At 32.5% G+C, this 18,895-nt stretch carries 17 protein-coding genes and 4 pseudogenes; 17 read left to right on the top strand and 4 right to left on the bottom strand.

Translation table 11 applies throughout. From position 1 onward, the window contains the following. Positions 1-115 precede the first annotated feature (115 nt). From PL321_RS06465 to PL321_RS06410, 8 genes and pseudogenes are all read left to right on the top strand, one after another. On the top strand, positions 116-409 hold the full coding sequence (locus tag PL321_RS06465; RefSeq protein WP_273963921.1) for a hypothetical protein: 294 nt from the start codon (positions 116-118) through the stop codon (positions 407-409). Next, complete coding sequence (locus PL321_RS06460; RefSeq protein WP_273964439.1) at positions 375-1,262, top strand: glycoside hydrolase family 16 protein; 888 nt, start codon at positions 375-377, stop codon at positions 1,260-1,262. The genes PL321_RS06465 and PL321_RS06460 overlap by 35 nt, the downstream gene beginning before the upstream one ends. After that, complete coding sequence (locus tag PL321_RS06455) at positions 1,195-3,222, top strand: carbohydrate binding domain-containing protein (RefSeq protein WP_273963920.1); 2,028 nt, start codon at positions 1,195-1,197, stop codon at positions 3,220-3,222. The genes PL321_RS06460 and PL321_RS06455 overlap by 68 nt, the downstream gene beginning before the upstream one ends. A gap of 323 nt (positions 3,223-3,545) precedes the next feature. Next, positions 3,546-5,358: pseudogene (gene glgB / locus PL321_RS21105) on the top strand (1,4-alpha-glucan branching protein GlgB). Between the two features lie 7 nt (positions 5,359-5,365). After that, positions 5,366-6,509 (top strand): annotated as a pseudogene (locus PL321_RS06425) (glucose-1-phosphate adenylyltransferase). Between the two features lie 13 nt (positions 6,510-6,522). Then, the gene (glgD, locus tag PL321_RS06420; protein ID WP_273963914.1) at positions 6,523-7,638 is read left to right on the top strand and encodes a glucose-1-phosphate adenylyltransferase subunit GlgD; all 1,116 of its coding nucleotides are present in this window, start codon (positions 6,523-6,525) and stop codon (positions 7,636-7,638) included. 14 nt (positions 7,639-7,652) lie between these two features. After that, on the top strand, positions 7,653-9,080 hold the full coding sequence (gene glgA, locus PL321_RS06415; RefSeq protein ID WP_273963913.1) for a glycogen synthase GlgA: 1,428 nt from the start codon (positions 7,653-7,655) through the stop codon (positions 9,078-9,080). Positions 9,081-9,091: 11 nt separating this feature from the next. Continuing rightward, a pseudogene (locus PL321_RS06410) lies at positions 9,092-11,496 on the top strand (glycogen/starch/alpha-glucan phosphorylase). On the opposite strand, the gene PL321_RS06405 reads toward PL321_RS06410, so the two are convergent. Further along, on the bottom strand, positions 11,464-12,042 hold the full coding sequence (locus tag PL321_RS06405) for a class I SAM-dependent methyltransferase (RefSeq protein ID WP_273964438.1): 579 nt from the start codon (positions 12,040-12,042) through the stop codon (positions 11,464-11,466). The pseudogene PL321_RS06410 and the gene PL321_RS06405 overlap by 33 nt on opposite strands. A gap of 117 nt (positions 12,043-12,159) precedes the next feature. Here PL321_RS06405 and PL321_RS06400 point away from each other — a divergent pair, with 117 nt between their 5' ends. Beyond that, positions 12,160-12,378: a sulfurtransferase TusA family protein gene (locus tag PL321_RS06400; RefSeq protein WP_273963911.1), complete on the top strand. Its 219-nt coding sequence runs from the start codon at positions 12,160-12,162 to the stop codon at positions 12,376-12,378. Here PL321_RS06400 and PL321_RS06395 read toward each other — a convergent pair. Further along, a complete protein-coding gene (locus PL321_RS06395; protein WP_273963910.1) occupies positions 12,375-12,764 on the bottom strand; it encodes a LysR substrate-binding domain-containing protein in 390 nt (129 codons plus the stop codon). The genes PL321_RS06400 and PL321_RS06395 overlap by 4 nt on opposite strands. Next, positions 12,737-13,264, bottom strand: a complete 528-nt coding sequence (locus PL321_RS06390) for a LysR family transcriptional regulator (RefSeq protein WP_273963909.1) — start codon at positions 13,262-13,264, stop codon at positions 12,737-12,739. Before PL321_RS06390 ends, PL321_RS06395 begins: the two co-directional genes overlap by 28 nt. Before the next feature lie 209 nt (positions 13,265-13,473). Here PL321_RS06390 and PL321_RS06385 point away from each other — a divergent pair, with 209 nt between their 5' ends. The 6 genes from PL321_RS06385 (at position 13,474) to PL321_RS06360 (ending at position 16,267) form a co-directional block, all read left to right on the top strand. Beyond that, on the top strand, positions 13,474-14,145 hold the full coding sequence (locus PL321_RS06385; protein WP_273963907.1) for a YeeE/YedE thiosulfate transporter family protein: 672 nt from the start codon (positions 13,474-13,476) through the stop codon (positions 14,143-14,145). A 15-nt stretch (positions 14,146-14,160) separates the two neighbouring features. Beyond that, on the top strand, positions 14,161-14,388 hold the full coding sequence (locus PL321_RS06380) for a sulfurtransferase TusA family protein (RefSeq protein ID WP_018666356.1): 228 nt from the start codon (positions 14,161-14,163) through the stop codon (positions 14,386-14,388). A gap of 152 nt (positions 14,389-14,540) precedes the next feature. Further along, positions 14,541-14,756, top strand: a complete 216-nt coding sequence (locus PL321_RS06375; protein WP_273963905.1) for a hypothetical protein — start codon at positions 14,541-14,543, stop codon at positions 14,754-14,756. A gap of 44 nt (positions 14,757-14,800) precedes the next feature. Next, positions 14,801-14,953, top strand: a complete 153-nt coding sequence (locus PL321_RS06370) for a YeeE/YedE thiosulfate transporter family protein (protein WP_273963904.1) — start codon at positions 14,801-14,803, stop codon at positions 14,951-14,953. A gap of 85 nt (positions 14,954-15,038) precedes the next feature. Continuing rightward, positions 15,039-15,995 carry an NAD(P)/FAD-dependent oxidoreductase gene (locus tag PL321_RS06365; protein WP_273963903.1) on the top strand — a complete coding sequence of 319 codons (957 nt, stop codon included), beginning with the start codon at positions 15,039-15,041 and terminating at the stop codon, positions 15,993-15,995. Next, on the top strand, positions 15,995-16,267 hold the full coding sequence (locus PL321_RS06360; protein WP_273963902.1) for a thioredoxin family protein: 273 nt from the start codon (positions 15,995-15,997) through the stop codon (positions 16,265-16,267). Before PL321_RS06365 ends, PL321_RS06360 begins: the two co-directional genes overlap by 1 nt. 521 nt (positions 16,268-16,788) lie before the next feature. On the opposite strand, the gene PL321_RS06355 is transcribed toward PL321_RS06360, so the two are convergent. Beyond that, a complete protein-coding gene (locus PL321_RS06355) occupies positions 16,789-17,388 on the bottom strand; it encodes an MFS transporter (protein ID WP_273964437.1) in 600 nt (199 codons plus the stop codon). Positions 17,389-17,701: 313 nt separating this feature from the next. Here PL321_RS06355 and PL321_RS06350 point away from each other — a divergent pair. Both PL321_RS06350 and PL321_RS06345 read left to right on the top strand, forming a co-directional pair. Further along, positions 17,702-18,279, top strand: a pseudogene (locus PL321_RS06350) (metallophosphoesterase family protein). Positions 18,280-18,502: 223 nt separating this feature from the next. After that, positions 18,503-18,796: an ArsR/SmtB family transcription factor gene (locus tag PL321_RS06345; protein ID WP_273963900.1), complete on the top strand. Its 294-nt coding sequence runs from the start codon at positions 18,503-18,505 to the stop codon at positions 18,794-18,796. Positions 18,797-18,895: the final 99 nt, after the last annotated feature.

The raw sequence follows: 18,895 nt of genomic DNA, 5'->3' as shown, positions 1-18,895 counted from the left end.
TATTCCATATAAAATATAGAAACCAAAAACGAAATAGATACACTTTTATCAATATTAAATGAATATTAAGATAAAATTAATAATTCATAATAATTTGTTTGATAAGGGGGAAAGTATGAAAAAAACAACAACTATTCTACTTACGTTATTTCTATTGGCTGCAGTAGCTTTTACTACGTATTGGGCATTAGGATTTAAAAGAAATAATAATCCAGTGGCTCAAACTAATCAAGAAAAAATATCTAAAGATAGTACTAATCAAAAACAAGATACCAACAAAGATGAATCACATAATGAGTCACAGCAGTTATCTGAACAAAATGAAGTAAATGATTCTACTAATGAAACCAATTTAATTTTTACGGGTAAAACTAATAGTAAAAAACTCAAGACAAAGGGAAAAAGATGATAGTACAACCAAAAAGGATAATTGGAAACTGGTGTGGAGTGATGAGTTTAATGGAAAAGAGCTTGATTTAACAAAATGGGGATATGATATAGGTAATGCATTAGTAGACGCTAATGGAAATAAGATTGCTGATGGTTGGGGTAATAACGAAAAGCAGTATTATACAGATTCGAAAAATAATGTATATGTACAAGATGGAAAGCTAAAGATTATAGCAAGAAAAGAGAACGTAACAGATCAGTTTGGAACTACATTAAATTATACTTCTGGAAAAATTAAAACTAAAGGTAAGTATTCTAAAAAATATGGTCGTATAGAAGTAAAGGCAAAATTACCTGAAGGTAAAGGGTTATGGCCTGCTATCTGGATGTTGCCCGAAAAAGATGTTTATGGTGGTTGGGCGGCATCAGGCGAAATTGACATTATGGAAGCTTGGGGAAGTAACACTAATAAAGTAGCAGGTACAATTCATTATGGTTCATCTTGGCCAAATAATACTTATACAGGAAAAGAATATTTATTTCCAGAAGGACAGAGTGTAAGCAGTGATTTTCATACCTATGCAATTGAATGGGAACCTGGTGAGATTAGATGGTATGTAGATGGCAATTTATATCAAGTGCAAAATAATTGGTATTCAAAGGATCCTAATAGTGGAGAAAAATTTTCTTTCCCTGCTCCTTTTGACCAAGAATTTTATATAATTCTAAATTTAGCTGTCGGTGGTCATTGGGACGGAGAACCAAATGAAAACACTGTATTTCCAGCAACAATGGAAGTTGATTATGTACGAGTGTATGAACTTGTTGGCAGAGAATATAAAACACCATCAGAGACCTTTAGTAGAAGCTGAACCATTACCAGAAGGTTCAAAGTTACCAACCAGTGATGGTAATTATGTTTATAATGGTGATTTTAGTAGAAATGAAATTCAAGAAAATATAGATGGAAGTCTACCTTTTGGAACAGGGTGGAACTTTGTTCACGTTCCTGATTTTGGTGGAAGTGGTAGCGTTTCTATAGAAAGAATAAATAACAGTAATTTTGCAAAGATAGATATTACATCAGCAGGTACACAGGACTATGCAGTACAACTTATTCAAATAGTTCCAATGGGAAAGGGAAGATGGTATAGATTGTCCTTTGATGCTATGACAGATAGTAATAGAAGTATAAACGTAAAAATAGGTGGTGGTGCTGAAAGGGGATGGACTTCCTATACTGATAATTTTAAAGCAGAACTTACAAATGAGGTAAAGCATTTTGAAAATGTGTTCCAAATGCAAAAGGATTCAGATGCGTTTGCACGACTTGAGTTCCAATTAGGATTAAGTACAAAACCAGTTTGGATAGGAAATGTAAGACTTGAAGAGATACCAGCCCCAGAAGTAGATTATAACGCATCAAAAGAACCGTTACCTGATGGAAATCACATATATAATGGTACCTTCGATAAAGGTTATATAGATAGAATGACCTATTGGAATTTTAAAGTAGACGGAGCAAAGGCAACTGTAAGTATTCCAGAAAATACAAGAGAAATAACAATTAATATTAATAACGGCGGTAATTATTATGAATCTATTTTGTTATTCCAAAGAGGTATTCAGTTATTGAAAGATAGTGAATATAGACTAACTTTTAAAGCAAGAGCAGATCTTAATAGGACAATTAAAGTAGCATTTTTAGATAAAGAAGGTAAGTTTAATTATGTTGAAGATAATATGATAACTTTAACTAAATCAATGCAGGAGTATACAATCGATTTTAAAATGGTAGATCAAAGTGATTTAGAGTCTCAGATAGTTTTTAAACTTGGAGGAAGCAATGCAAACGTTTATATTGATGATGTTAAGTTAATTAAGACTTCAAATCCTATAGATTATTCTAAATTAGTACTTTATCCATTAAAGAATGGAGATTTTTCAAGTGGATTAGATATGTGGAAACCATATCCTAATATAGGTGATGGTGCTGATTCAACTATTACAGTTGAAAATGGGGAGGCAAAAATATCTGTAAGAAATGCAGGACCTAATCCTTGGTCTATACTATTAAACCAAGAAGGTTTTAAAATGCATAAGGGTATTGAATATGTACTTGCTTTTGATGTGAGAGCATCAGAGAGTAGAAATATAGAAGTTGTTATTGATAATGCTGCATATTATAGATACTTTAGCAAGGTAGTTGAAGCACCAGCAGGAAGTCAAATGAAACACTATGAATTCACTTTTAAGATGGAAAAAGATGAAATTGCAAACTTAAAGTTCTTATTAGGAAAAACAGATGAAACAGTACCATATGGGCTACACAATATATACATTGATAATGTAGTTTTAGAAGTAAAATATAATATGATAAGGAATGGAGACTTTGGGGAAGGTACAAAGGAATGGATTCGCTTTATGGCAAATTGGGAAGGAGCCTATTCAACATTTAACGTAGTAAATGGTGAGGCTTTAATTCATATTGATTTTGAAGGAACAGAGTTTTGGTCAACACAATTAGCACAGGAAAGATTGAAAATAGAAAAAGGGAAGACATATGTGGTAAGCTTTGATGCAAGGTCAAGCATAAGTAGAAAGATACAGGTTATAATTGAACAAAATGGAGGAGCATATACAAAGTATTTAGAACCACAGGTGGCAGATTTGACAAACGAGATGAAGAGATTTACCTTTGAATTTACAATGAATAATGATACAGACCCAAATGCACATATAGTGTTTGCTTTAGGTAAGATTGATGGTAATGAGTTCCCTCTTCAACCCCACGATATATTTATTGATAATGTTGTTGTAGAGGAAAGGTAGAAACATATGGGTTTATCCCATATGTTTTTATTTTACAATATAACTTTTTCAACAATATATGCATATAAATCTACATTTGCTGTCGAAGTATGTTGAAATTAATAAAAATTATAAATATTTTATATTTTTACACAGAAAGTATAGATTTTTACAAAACTCGTGTATAATTAAATTTAATATTAAATTACCATTAATTTTCAAATATTTAGTGAAAATTTATACTTGGGGGTGAAAAAGTTGCCAAGGAAAAAGTAAATGCATTCTTATTTGAAAAGGATGTTGATAGGTTTATAAGAGGTGAACATTTTGAAAGTTATAAATTTATGGGGAGTAAACTTATAAATTATAGAGGGAAAGAAGGAGCAAGCTTTTGCGTTTTTGCACCAAATGCAAAAGAGGTTAGAGTTGTTGGAAATTTTAATGGGTGGAATGGTGAAAAGCATAGGATGTACAAAGTTTTAAATACTGGTTTATGGTGGCTGTTTGTTGAGGGGATACAGGAGGGAGAATTATATAAATATGAAATACATAAACAGGATGGAGGTGTAGTTCTAAAAGCTGACCCCTATGCATTATATTCAGAATTAAGACCAAAAACAGCATCTATTGTAACAGAACTTAAAGAATATGAGTGGAAGGATAGGGAATGGCTTATAAAAGAGAACAGACTAATATATACGAATCTCCTGTAAATATATATGAGGTGCACTTAGGTTCTTGGATGAGGGGAGAAGACAACAGATTTTTAACATACAGAGAGATAGCTGATAAGCTGTGTGAATATGTTTTAGATATGGGATATACCCACGTTGAAATTATGCCAGTATCAGAATATCCTCTTGATGAATCTTGGGGATATCAACCAACAGGTTACTACTCTGTAACGAGTAGATATGGAAGGCCAGAGGACTTCAAATATTTAGTAGACAAGCTACACCAAAATGGTATTGGTATAATACTTGATTGGGTACCAGGCCATTTTTGCCGCGATGAACACGGTCTTTATTGTTTTGATGGTGGACACGTCTTTGAATCAGATAATCCTCTTCTTGCAGATAATTGGGATTGGGGAACAGCAAACTTTGATTATGGTAAAAAGCTGTTCAAAGCTTCTTGATTTCTAATGCATTATATTGGTTTGAAGAGTTCCACGTAGATGGACTTAGAGTTGATGCAGTTGCTGCTATGCTTTATTTAGATTATGGAAAGCAGAATATGAATATTAGAAATAAATTTGGTGGAAGGGAAAATCTTGAAGCAGTAGAATTTTTAAAGAAGCTAAATAAAGCTATATTTGAAAGGGTTAAGAATCCTCTAATGATAGCAGAAGAATCAACTGCGTGGCCACTTGTAACATATCCAGTTCACGATGGAGGTTTAGGTTTTAATTATAAATGGAATATGGGCTGGATGAATGATATGCTGCGTTATATGCAAACAGACTATGAATACAGAAAGGATAATCATAATCTTGTCACATTCTCTATAATGTATGCTTTTTCGGAAAACTTTGTTCTTCCTCTATCCCACGATGAAGTAGTACACGGTAAAAAGTCATTAGTAGATAAAATGCCTGGTACGTATGAAGAAAAATTTGCTAATCTAAGAGCGTTTTATGGGTATATGATGACTCATCCAGGTAAAAACTTCTGTTTATGGGTGGAGAGTTTGGCCAGTTTATTGAATGGAGATTTTATGAATCCTTAGAGTGGTTTTTGCTTAAGTATCCAATGCACGATGCATTAAAGACATATGTTAAAGATTTAAATAGGTTCTACAGATATAATTCTGAACTTTATGAACTTGACCATAAGATGGAAGGGTTTGAGTGGATAGATGCATCAAATGCACATCAATCAGTATTTTCATTTATAAGAAGAAACAAAAAGGGAGACTTTTAGTTGTCGTATGTAATTTTAATAAGGGTAAATACGAAGACTTTAAAATAGGAGTACCTGAAAATTGTGAATATGTAGAGGTGTTTAATAGCGATAGAGATATTTATGGAGGAAGCAATTTTATAAATGATGAAATAATAAAGCCAAAAAAGAGGAATGGCACGGTAGGAAGTATCATATAAATATAAAGGTTGCACCGCTGTCATTTATGATATTAAAACCAGTAAAGAAAGCATAGGGGGTTAATATGCCAAAAAGAAATAGTAGCAATGATACTTGCAGGAGGTCAAGGAAGTAGATTAAAGACTTTAACTCGTAATAATGCAAAGCCAACAGTTCCATTTGGTGGTAAATACAGAATAATCGATTTTACATTGAGCAATTGTTCAAATTCTGGTATAGATACAGTTGGTGTTTTGACGCAGTATCAGCCTTTAATACTACATACTCATATAGGTATTGGTTCTGCTTGGGATTTAGACAGAAAATTCGGTGGTGTAACACTACTTCCACCCTTTGAAGGTGAATCGGGTGGTAACTGGTATAAGGGAACAGCAGATGCTATTTTCCAAAATATTAGTTTTATAGATTATTTTGAACCAGAGTATGTACTTATATTATCAGGTGATCATATTTATAAGATGGATTACTCTGAGATGCTCGATTATCATAAGGAAAAGAAGGCTGATGCGACAATTGCAGTAATTGAGGTACCTTTAAAAGAGGCATCAAGATTTGGAATTATGAATACAGAGGAAGACGGAAGAATATATGAATTTGAGGAAAAACCAAAAAACCAAAAAGTACATTAGCTTCAATGGGTATTTATATATTTAACTGGCAAAAGCTTAAGGCATACCTTAAGGAAGATGAAAAGGATGCAGAATCACAAAGAGATTTTGGTAAAAATATAATACCAAAAATGCTAAATGGCGGTCTAAAACTTTATGCATATAAGTTTGAGGGATATTGGAAGGATGTTGGAACAGTAGAGAGCTATTGGGAAGCACATATGGATCTATTAGATGAAGAGAGTGGTATGGATTTGAACGATCCATATTGGAAGATATATACTGCAGATTATTCCTACCCCCACAATATATTGGGGCAGATGCAGATATTAAAAATTCCTTAGTTGTTGAGGGATGTATTATAGAAGGAGAAGTTAAAAATTCTGTTTTATCCTATGGAGTTAAGGTGGGGAAAAATGCAAAGGTTGTAGATTCAATAATTATGAATCATACCGAGATAGAAGACGGGGCCTATATATGTAGAGCAATTATAGGAAAAGGTTGTAGGGTAAGAGCAGGAGTATCTGTCGGAAACTGCCAGGATATTATTTTAATTGGCGATAATAAAGATATAAAAGAAAATACAAAGAATGAGTGACTGGGGGTAATTTATGCTAAAGGATTATATGGGAGTAATTTCTCTAAGCGAGGATGAAAGCAATATAAGAAGTTTGACAGTTCATAGACCAATTGCTTCTATACCAATATTTGCAAGATACAGAGTGATAGATTTTATGCTATCTAATATGAAAAACGCAGGAATTACAAATGTAGGTATATTTGTTAATTCTGCATCACGTTCTTTAATTGACCATATAGGAACAGGAAAACCTTGGGATATGAACAGAAAAAATGATGGTGTGTTTATATTTAATAGATACTTAAATGCAGCAGTAAATAGTGATATAAAACTTCTCAAAAACAACTTAGAGTTTTTATATAGAAGTAAAAAGAACAAGGTTATTATGACATCCTCCTATATGATATGTAATATTGACTTTGAGGAAATTGCCTATGAACACGAAAAGAGTGACGCTGATGTAACAGTTGTATATAAAAAGGTAGAAAATGGAGACAATATGTTCTTAAATTGTGATACATTGAAGATAGATGAAAACGGTAGAGTATTAAGTGTTGGAAGAAATCTTTGTTTGACAGATACAGCTAATGTGAATATGGAAATATATATTATGAATAAGGAGTTCTTTATAGATTGTATTTTAAGATGTATACAGGATGGCGGATGTGATACTATAAAACAATATTTATTTGCAAACCTTAAGAAGTTTGATGTAAGAGCCTATGAATATAAAGGTTATGTAGGGTGTGTTAATTCAGTTAATTCATATTATAGGGTATCAATGGATATATTAGAGTATGATGTAATGAAGGAACTTTTAAATTCTTCAAGAAGAATTTATACAAAATCCAATGATTCACCTCCAACAAAATACTTAAATGGTTCAGAGATAGTAAATTCACTTGTTGCAAATGGATGTGTTATAAAGGGTACAGTTAAAAATAGTATTATATCCCGTGGGGTTATCATTGAAGAAGGGGCTGAAGTCATAAATTCAATTGTCTTTCCAAAGTGTGTAATCAATAAAAATGTAAAGCTTAAAAACGTTATATTAGATAAAAATGTTGAAATTGAAATGGATAAGGTTTTAATTGGAGATAAGAACTATCCAATTGTAATTGAGAAGGGAAGTTATGTCGGAATATAAGAGAGGTGGTTTTAATGAAGGTATTGTTTGCAGCGGCTGAGTGCTATCCATTCTTAAAAACAGGAGGGCTTGGCGATGTTGCCTATGCACTTCCTAAGGCATTGAGAAGAATAGGTGTAGATGCCAGGGTCATAATGCCTAAGTATTCAGATATAAATTATGATTTTAAAAGCAAGATGAGGCATATTACTCATTTTGATGTATGGGTTGGATGGAGAAGACAGTATTGTGGTATAGAATATCTTGAGTACGATGGAGTACCATTCTACTTTATAGATAATGAATATTATTTTAAAAGGCCGGGTGCCTATGGATATTACGATGATGGTGAAAGATTTGCATATTTTAGCAGAGCAATACTTGAGGCAATCTACCACATTGACTTTAAACCAAATATACTTCATTTAAATGATTGGCATACAGCAGTTTCTGCAGTTTTATTAAAACATCATTATTGGCACAGCGATTTTCATAGGAATTTAAAAACAGTACTTACAATCCACAACCTAAAATTCCAAGGAGTATTTGGAAGGGAAGTGTTAGGGGATTTATTAGGACTTGATGATGGTTATTTTGCCGAAGATAAGATGAAGTATTATGATGCTGTTTCCTTTATGAAGGGAGGAATTATATATTCCGATAAGGTTACTACAGTAAGCCCAACCTATACAGAGGAGATTAAGACGCCCTTCTATGGAGAAGGACTTCACGGTCTTTTAGCAGGTATATCCTATAAGTTTACAGGTATTTTAAATGGTGTTGACTATGATGTATATAATCCCGCAACTGATAGAAGTATTTATGCAAAATATGATATTAATTCTATAGAAAACAAGAAGATAAATAAAACTTCGCTTCAAAGGGAATTAAACCTTGAGGTGAATGAAAATATTCCTATGATAGGAATAGTTTCAAGACTTACAGACCAAAAGGGCTTTGACTTAGTTGCAAATGTGATTGAAGAAATATTAAGGCAGGACGTTCAACTTGTTGTATTAGGAACCGGACAGTATGTATATGAAGATTTGTTTAAATATTATGCTTCTATATATCCATCTAAGGTGTCTGCTAATATTTGTTTTAACGATGGCTTAGCAAGAAAAATATATGCAGCAAGCGATATGTTCCTAATGCCTTCATTGTTTGAACCTTGCGGAATTGGTCAGCTTCTTGCCTTAAGATATGGTTCTGTTCCTATAGTTAGAGAAACAGGAGGACTTAAGGATACAGTAAAGCCTTACAATCAATTTACGGGTGAAGGCTGGGGATTCTCCTTTAGAAATTATAACTCCTATGAGATGTTAAATATAATAAAATATGCTGTTTCTGTATATAGAAATAACAAAAATGCCTGGTACCATTTAATTAAACACGGAATGGAAAGGGATAATAGTTGGAACAATTCTGCAAGATTATACAAAGGTTTATATGAAGGAATTTAGGTGGTGATTATATGAATTTGACCAAGGAACAAATAAAAAATGATTATAAGAAAAAACTAATAAATTTATTTGCAGAGGACTTGGAGGAGTCCTCTGTATTACATCAATATATAGCACTTGCTGAGCTTATAAAGGAATATAGTTTTGAAAGATGGATGAAGACAAACCAAAAGTATAAAAAGGAAGGAATTAAACAGGTTTACTATTTTTCAATGGAATTTTTGTTAGGAAAGTTTCTTGAAAACAACCTTCTAAACTTAGGTATAAAGGAATTGGTAAAAGAGGCATTAGATGATTTAGGTGTTAGACTTAATGAACTTGAGAATGTTGAAAGGGAAGCAGGGCTTGGAAATGGGGGATTAGGACGCCTTGCGGCTTGTTTTTAGATTCAATGGCAGCATTATCTATAGCAGGTCACGGAAATGGAATAAGATACAAATACGGATTTTTAAACAGCAAATAAGGGATGGATATCAGGTGGAAACACCTGATGATTGGTTAAGGCACGGCTATCCTTGGGAGATAAGAAGGGTAGATAAGTCTGTTATTGTAAAGTTTGGGGGATACGTTTACTTTACAACTGAAAATGGTCGTTTTGTTGCCAAACACGAGGGATATGAGGAGGTACTTGCAGTTCCCTATGACGTTCCAATAATAGGTTATGGAACGGATACTGTAAATACATTAAGATTATGGAGTGCAGAGGTAAAAAATAAGGATTTTGATTTCCAAAGCTTTAATACAGGAGATTATACTAAGGCTGTAGAATATAAGTATTCTGTTGAGTCTATATCTCAGGTTCTTTATCCTGATGATACAACACAAAAGGGTAAACTGCTTAGATTAAAACAGGAGTATTTCTTTGTTAGTGCTGGTGTTCAGAGTATTATGAGAACCTTTAAAAGATGGGACACTCAATTTATGATTTCCATAAATATGTGGCAATACACATAAATGATACGCATCCAGCACTTGCTGTTGCTGAACTTATGAGAATACTTATAGATGATGAAGGCCTTTCTTGGGAAGATGCCTGGTATATAACAACTAAAACTATAGCCTATACAAACCACACGATAATGGCAGAAGCTCTTGAAAAATGGCCTGTTGAAATGATTAAAAATCTATTACCAAGAATATATACAATAATAGAAGAGATAAACAGAAGATTCTGTCAAGAACTTATGCAAAGGTACAACAATGATTGGAATAAGGTAGACAGAATGGCTATTATAAGTGGGGGATGGGTTAAGATGGCTAACCTTGCTATAGTAGGGAGCCACAGTGTAAATGGAGTTTCAAAGCTTCATACAGAAATACTCAAAAATCAAGAGCTTAAGGAATTTAATGAATACTATCCAGATAAATTTAACAACAAAACAAATGGGATAACCCACAGAAGATGGCTTATAAAAGCAAATCCAGAGCTTACAACTCTTATTGCAAATACAATTGGATGCGAATTTATAAAAAATCCGAGGGAATTAATAAAGCTTGAGGACTATAAGGAAGATAAGGCGTTTTTAGATAAACTTGCAAAGATTAAATACAACAATAAAGTGAAATTAGCAGACTATATAAGAAGAACACAGGGTATTAAAATAGACCCTAATTCAATATTTGATGTGCAGTCAAAGAGATTACACGCCTATAAAAGACAGCTTCTTAATATTCTGCACGTTATTAATCTATATAATGAGCTTATTGATAATCCAAATATGGACATTGTGCCACATACATTTATATTTAGTGCAAAAGCAGCACCAGGGTACTATCTTGCAAAGAAGATTATAAAACTAATAAATAGTGTAGGTGAAAAGGTAAACAATGACCCAATAGTTAATAATAGAATAAAGGTTGTTTTTGCAGAAAATTATAATGTATCCTTGGCAGAAAAGCTTATCCCAAGTGCTGAGATTAGTGAACAAATATCTACAGCTTCTAAGGAAGCATCAGGCACAGGTAATATGAAGTTTATGATGAATGGTGCAATAACCTTAGGAACTCTTGATGGTGCAAATGTTGAAATATATGAAGAAGTTGGAGATGAAAACATAATTATATTTGGTATGACCTCAGAAGAAGTAATTAATTATTACAAAAATGGAGGATATCATTCGTGGGATTTATATTATCAAGATAGAAGATTAACAAGGATATTAAATGAACTTGATGATGGATACTTTGCACCAAGGGGAGAGTTTAGGGAGATATTCAATCATCTATTAACCTACAATGATGAGTTTTTGTACTTAAGGATTTTAACTCCTATTGTGAAGCACATAAAAGGATAAATGAGATGTATAAGGATAAAATCCGATGGAATAAGATGTCCTTAATTAACATTGCACATTCAGGAAGGTTCTCAAGTGATAATACAATTTTAGAATATGCAAGGGATATATGGTTTAAGTAAACAAAAGGTGCAAAACACCTTTTGTTTATTTTTTATTCCACTTACTATATACATTTCGTCATTATCAATAATGAGATCAACATACAGATGTTCTGAAAATATATTTGCTGTTTCAATTGCAGGTGGCAGTCTATCTTCTTTAACTTCATTGTGTTTACTGTGAACATTGTTTATTTTTTCGCGTGAATCGGAATGGGCAACCACAAGCTTTCCACCTTTATTTAGCATACTTGAAAGATGTTCAACAAGTGCCCTTTTATCATAAAAATGAGGGTATGCAGAATAGACTATAATTAAGTCATATACCCCTTTATGTTCCATTATATCCTGTGTTATAAAGTTTATCTTGTTATTATCATACTTTGATTTTGCAACTTCAATCATTTTATCAGATATATCAACTGCGGTGATAGAGTTTGGATTGTATTTTAGAAGAAAGGATTCGAGTATTCCTGTGCCACAACCAACGTCAAGTATGTCTAAATTATCTTTTATTTCTATTAATTGCAGTATTTTATTTATTTTTTCTTCGTTATGGTTTGTTATTTGATCCCAAACGGGTGCAAGTCTATTAAAAAATCTCTTTGATCCATTTTATGCCTCCTTAAGTTCTGTTACAATTATATTATAACAAATTATACTCTATTTAAAAGGGTGGTAAAAATGAATAACAAAATTGATTGTATAGGATTATTCTGCCCTATTCCAGTAATTAAAGCAAAAATAGCCTTTAAAAATATAAATAGCTATGAATCTATAACAGTTGTTACAGACCATAGCTGTACACAGCAAGGCATTTTTGAAGCCTTTAAAAACTATAATTGCAAAATAGAAGTAGAAGATGATGCTGGAATATGGTATATAAAAATAACTAAGCTTTAGCAGAAGGTTTCCTTGCCGTGCTTGATTATAAATTCAACAAAATCCTTAACATATTCTTTGTTTAATATATCTTTGTTGTAGATTAAGTAAATATCACAAAAACAGGACATATCTTCTATTGGAAGAGCAGAGAGTAGACCTGTGTGTACTTCTGATTTTATAGATGTATAGGGTAATATAGATGCACCCATACCAGCTATTATAGAAGCCTTTATTGATTCAATTGTATTTAGCTCCATTTCTAATTTCAAATTTTCATCTTTTATAGATGTATCTATTATATATCTTATACCGTTGTCTTTAGATAACAGTATTAGTGGAATTTCTGATAGTCTATTTATATTGATTTTGTTATCAGCTATTTTATACCTCTTAGGATTATACACAAAAACCAAATCATTTGCACAGATTTTTTACTCTCTATTCCGTCATCTATCAAGGGTTTATCAATAAATCCAATGTCTGCTATTTTACTTTTAATACCTTCTATAACCTTTTTAGTGTTTTCAATTTTAATATCAAATTTGATATTTGAATGTTTTGACTTATATATGTATACGGAACAAGGTAGAAGATACTCACCTACTATGTTACAACTTAAAATTTTAATTTTACTTATTTTGTTGTGTAACGATTCATTAATATCCGATAACATATTCTCATAAAGATTAATTATTGATTCGGCATATTCAAGTAAAATTTCTCCCTCTTTGGTCAATTCAACCCCTTTGTTGCTTCTAATTAAAAGAGAACAACCAACATTTTTCTCAAGGTTTTGAAGTTGTTGACTCAAGGCAGATTGTGTTAAGTGTAGTTTGTTTGATGCTTTTGATATGCTGTTTTGTCTGACAGTTTCCCTAAAGGAAATTAAACTTTGTATGTTCATTGGTAACAACCCCTTACATCTTATCTAATATTAATTATATAATTTATTAATTAACAATTTCAATTATTTTGAAAAGATATTCATAAGAAAAACTAATACAGCATTAAAATAATTAATGACAAAAAATAACAAATTATATTATAATTATAAATGTAAAGAAAATTCTACAAATAAAACAGTTAATCTATTAACAAATAAGGGGGATTTATGTGGGAGAAACAAAAATTCAAGTTTCAACAAGGGCAAAGACAAAAAAGAACAAGGTAAATCAAATTCCTTTTGGAGTAGCACTTTTAATTGCAATTGTTGGAGTAGGTTTCTTTGCTGCAAATCAAGCACCTAAAGCAGCAATTATGTGGACATTTGGTGTTGCATTAGGCTACACTCTACAAAGGTCAAGATTTTGTTTTACAGCTTCAATGAGAGACCCTGTTTTAACAGGAAGCACATCTTTAACTAAGGCTGTAATTATTGCAATTGCTACAGCGACAATTGGATTTGCATCAATTCAATACTCCGCATTTTTAAAGGATCCTTCAAAGATACCAGGTAATATTTCACCGGTTGGAATTCATACTGCAATTGGAGCAATAATGTTTGGTATTGGTATGGTTATAGCTGGTGGTTGTGCTTCTGGAACGCTTATGAGAGTTGGAGAAGGATTTATGATGCAATGGCTATCCTTAGTGTTCTTTATAATAGGTTCACTTTGGGGAGCACACGATTTTGGATGGTGGTCAAAGAATTTAATTTCTAAGACAAAGCCTGTATTTTTACCAAAGGTATTAGGTTGGCCACTTGCACTACTTATTCAATTTGGTTTGTTATTTGTTATATATATAGTTGCAGATTGGTATGGAAATAAGAAGATTAATGAATAAAAGGAGGAGTTTACAATGGCTGAATACAGATTAGATTGTTTAGGAGAAGCTTGTCCAGTACCACTACTAAAAACTCAAAAGAAGATGGAAACTTTAAAGGTTGGAGATATACTAATAGTTGAAATTGATCACAGCTGTGCAGTTAAGAACGTGCCAGAATGGGCAAGAAAAGAAGGATATAATGTTGAAATAGAAGAAGTTGATGACGGACAATGGGAGATTTATATTGAAAAAACAAAGTAAAGGCTTAATTAAATGTTATAGGAGGGGGATGTAAATGAAAATTCAAGATAATCCATACTACAAAAATTATTAAAGGATCCTTGGAGTTATGTTTCAGGTGCGGTAATATTAGGTTTATTAAACATAGGTCTTTTAGCATCTACTGGAAAGGCTTGGGGGTAACAACTCCATTTTCCTATTGGGGTGCTTGGATATATAAGGCATTAGGAGGAAATCCTGAAGGTTGGTTCTATTTCCAACAAAAAGTACACGCTGAAGCAATAAAGGCAGGATTTTGGGCAGATACTCACAGCGTTTCTAACTTAGGAATCATATTTGGTGCATTATTAGCAACACTTCTTGCTTCACAATTTAAGATTAAAAGATAAAATCCTGGAAGCAGGTTGTAGCAGCAATCATAGGTGGACTTTTGATGGGATATGGTGCAAGAATTTCTTTTGGATGTAATATAGGTGCTCTATTTAGTGGTGTTGCATCTATGTCATTACACGGATGGGTATTTATGGTATTTATATTTGTAGGAGCATTTATTGGTAGTAAGTTGTTAGTTAAATATTTTATGTAACTAAAATTTAAGTACTATATTAAAGGTTTGTAATTAATACAAAAAGAGCTCGGGAAACCGAGCTCGTATTTTAGGAGGTTTAATTATGGAAAAAAAGCACGAATATTATGATGTTGCAATTATTGGTGGTGGAGCAGCTGGGCTTACAGCAGCGATATACTGTGGACGAGCCAGATTAAAAACAATATTGTTTGAAAAGTCTCTGTTAGGTGGACTTGCTACCTATACAAGTGAAATAGAAAACTATCCAGGATTTCCAGAGGGAGAGACAGGTACAGGACTTATGAATCTTTTTACTAAACAGGCTAAAAAGTTTGGTGTAACTATAAAACAAACGGATGTAAAGGCTGTAAATTTAGAGGGTAAAGATAAAACCTTAGAAACATTTAGGGTTATATATCACGCAAAGGCTGTTATAATTGCAACTGGTGGGAAACCAAGATTAACCAAAGCACAAAATGAGGAAAACTTTTTATATGATAAGGGTATATCCTTCTGTGCGACTTGTGATGCAGCATATTACACAGATAAAACAGTAATGGTTATTGGAAGTGGAGATGCTGCAATAGAGGAAGGAATATTTTTAACAAAGTTTGCTAAAAAGGTTATTGTTTCTGTTATTCACGATGTTGGTATAATGGATGCTAACAAAATAGCACAGGAGCAGGCAATGAATAATCCTAAGATGGAGTTTATTTGGAATACAATGGTTCACTCCTTTGAGGGAGAAGAAAGGTTAAATAAAGTTGTATTAAAGAACGTAAAGACAGGTGAACTTATTGATGTACCTGTAGATGGATGCTTTTTATTCATTGGTTATGAACCTAATACAGAAATATTTAAAGGACAAATTAATATGAATAAAAATGGATATATTATAACAGACGAGAATATGCAGACTAATATAGATGGCGTTTTTGCTGCGGGAGATGTTAGAGCAAAGGCCATAAAACAGGTTGCAACAGCAGTTGGGGACGGTGCAATAGCTGGCATTATGGCAGAAAAGTATGTTGCAGAATCAGAACTTTTGAAAAGGAAATAATGCAAAAGGAAAAAGTAGGCCTTATATATCTTTGGTCTCCAATAGATGAAAAGAGCAGAGAAAGTTTAAAGGTTATTGAAGACATTGAAAAGGAATATAGAGATATGTTAAAGGTGTTTAAAATAGATGTATATAAAAATGCTACACTTGCTGCAAGATTAGGTGATGTTGAAGCACTTACATTGTATTATACGAAGGATGGTAAGGTTGTAAAGAAGGATAATAACATTGAAAAGGATGCAATAATTGAGAATATAAAGGAACTTGCATAATAGTTTCTTAAGCTTCTGTGTTGGTATAAAAGCCCGATTAAATGTATTTTTAAACATTTAATCGGGCAATATTAATACACTATTAAATGACTACCCTTGCAGGCTTTGTTTAAACCTAAAATAGAATACAAAGGCAACTAATTGACATACTACTGCAAAAACTATTGTGGATAATATTGATATTTCATATAAATATCCTATTAAAACACTTCCAATTAGCATTGATATTCCATATATAGTGTAAAAATTCCATAGGCTCTTCCGCGAATATCCTTTGTTGTTATATCAGCTATTGCAGCCGTAAGTATTGTTTCGTGAATACTCATTATAATACCCCAAAGCATAACAGAAATTACAGCAAGATATGTGTTTTCAGTAAAACCTAAGATTATAAGTAAAATTGAAAGTATAGGTACAAATATAAGAGCTCTAAAGCCTTTTTGTCGTAGTATTTTCCAATAACAACAGCAAATAAACCATCAAGTGCCATTGCAACAGCATATAGTGTAGGGATTACCCCTCTAATATAACTTTTTATTTAGGAAGTGGTATGAGAGTATAGGAAAGTTCACAAAACCAACTATACTAAAGAAAATAAATAGTGAATAGTTTATAAATTTTTTAGTATATACAGCTTTATTGTCTTTAATTTCAACCTTTGTTTGGGATTTTATCTCATCTTCAAGTTCCTTAGGATTAGGTACTGTAATTCTTGCATAGATAACAAAGGCAATAGTTAAGAGTGCAGGAATTAACATAAATTTAAATCCAGCCTTGTAGGTTCCTGTAAGTGTTAGTGCAAAGGTAAATATTAGAGGGCCTACTAAGGCACCAAGTTGGTCGATTGCTTCTAAAATACCAAAGCCGAAACCTGTTCCAACGTGTTTTGTTGCGTGGGATAGCATTGAACTTTTCCCTGGGCTTCTAATAGCTTTTCCCAGCCTTTCACAAAGAACAAATATTGCAGCTACCTTCCAAGTGGTTGAAAAGCCTAATAGAGGAACAGATAATAATAGAGCATATCCTAAAATAGTAACTGGCCATTCTTTGCCGGTTCTGTCAACAAAATACCCTGAAATTAATCTAAAGGTATAGCCTAAGAATTCACCAAATCCTGTAATGAGGCCTATTATTGTTGCAGTTGCACCTAAAGAGCTAAGATATGCTCCATATACGCTTCGGGCACCCTCATAGGTAACATCACCTAAAGCACTTATAATACCGAATAAAATAATAAACTGAACAGCAATTTTTTCTTATCCTTCAATTTAATACCTCCCTTCACTGCTAAAAATATTATAACATTTTATACTTATTAGTACAATAAATTTTGGAAATAATAAGTCTTGAAAAGAAAATATTAACGCAAAATTAACTTTACAGGTACATATTTATAATTTATTATATAATTAAATAGTATTAAGGAGTGATGTTATGAGAATAGCGGTAATATCAGACATACACAGCAATATATATGCGTTAGAAAAGGTTATGGAAGATATAGAAAAAGGAATGTTGACTTAACTGTATGCTTAGGTGATCTTGTGGGTTATGGAACCCATCCAAATGAAGTAATAGAACTAATTAGAAGGAAAAATATATTGACTATAATGGGTAATTATGATGATGCAGTAGGATTTGAAAGAATGGTATGCGGATGTGATTATCCTGATCCTAAGGACGCTGAAAATGCAGGCATATCACTTAGTTGGACGGTAGAAAATACGACTGAAGAGAATAAAAGATTTTTGAGGGAACTTCCAAGGGAGGCTGTATTAACTTTTGGAGATAGAACCTTTATATTTGTTCACGGAAGTCCAAGAAAGATAAATGAATATTTAAAGGAAAATTCAAAAGAAGCAGAAGAAGTTATGGAAGAAATAGGCCACGATATTTTGGTTTGTGGACATACACACGTACCATATTTTAAAAGATACTATAATAAAATGCTTATAAACTCAGGAAGTGTTGGGAAACCAAAAACGGAAGACCAGATGCAAATTATATTATAATAGATGCGAATGAAGAGCTAAAGGTTGAAATAATGTATGTACCATATGATTATGAAAGAGCTGCACAGGATATGGAGGAGGCAGGAATGCCAGAAAGCTTTATTAAAAATATAAGAACAGGAAGGGCATAATATGCCCTTTCAACATATATATTACTTTGGTGTTGCAGAGATTTATTTAGAGAATTATAATATAGTTAACTGAATACAAAGGGGTGTTTAGCGTGACACAAGAAGAAATGATTGTCAAAATGTTCAAGGCCTTAGGACATCCAATAAGATACAAGATAGTAAAGTTTTTATTAGACGGGCCTGAATGTGTTTGTAAGCTAAATGAAAACATAGAATTTACCCAATCAAATCTTTCACAACACTTAAGAATATTAAAGGATGCTGGGATAGTTAAAGGAGAAAAGGTAGGCCTTAATATCCACTACAGCTTAGCTTCAGAAGAAATTAAGGAACTATTAAAGGTTGCAGACGAAATGGCTGAGGCGAGATTTAGAAAGTTTAAGTAGGGCAGTAGAGAAAGATAGGAACCTTTTACTAACTTATTACAAATATTTCTGACAAATCTCACCTTGACATAGTTAAATAAAATATATATAATGTAATAG

Origin of the sequence: Caloramator sp. mosi_1, assembly GCF_028622835.1 — a bacterium.
Taxonomy (GTDB): domain Bacteria; phylum Bacillota; class Clostridia; order Clostridiales; family Caloramatoraceae; genus Thermobrachium.
The sequence above is the reverse complement of the archived record's forward strand: the minus strand, read 5'-3'. Positions and strand labels throughout refer to the sequence as shown.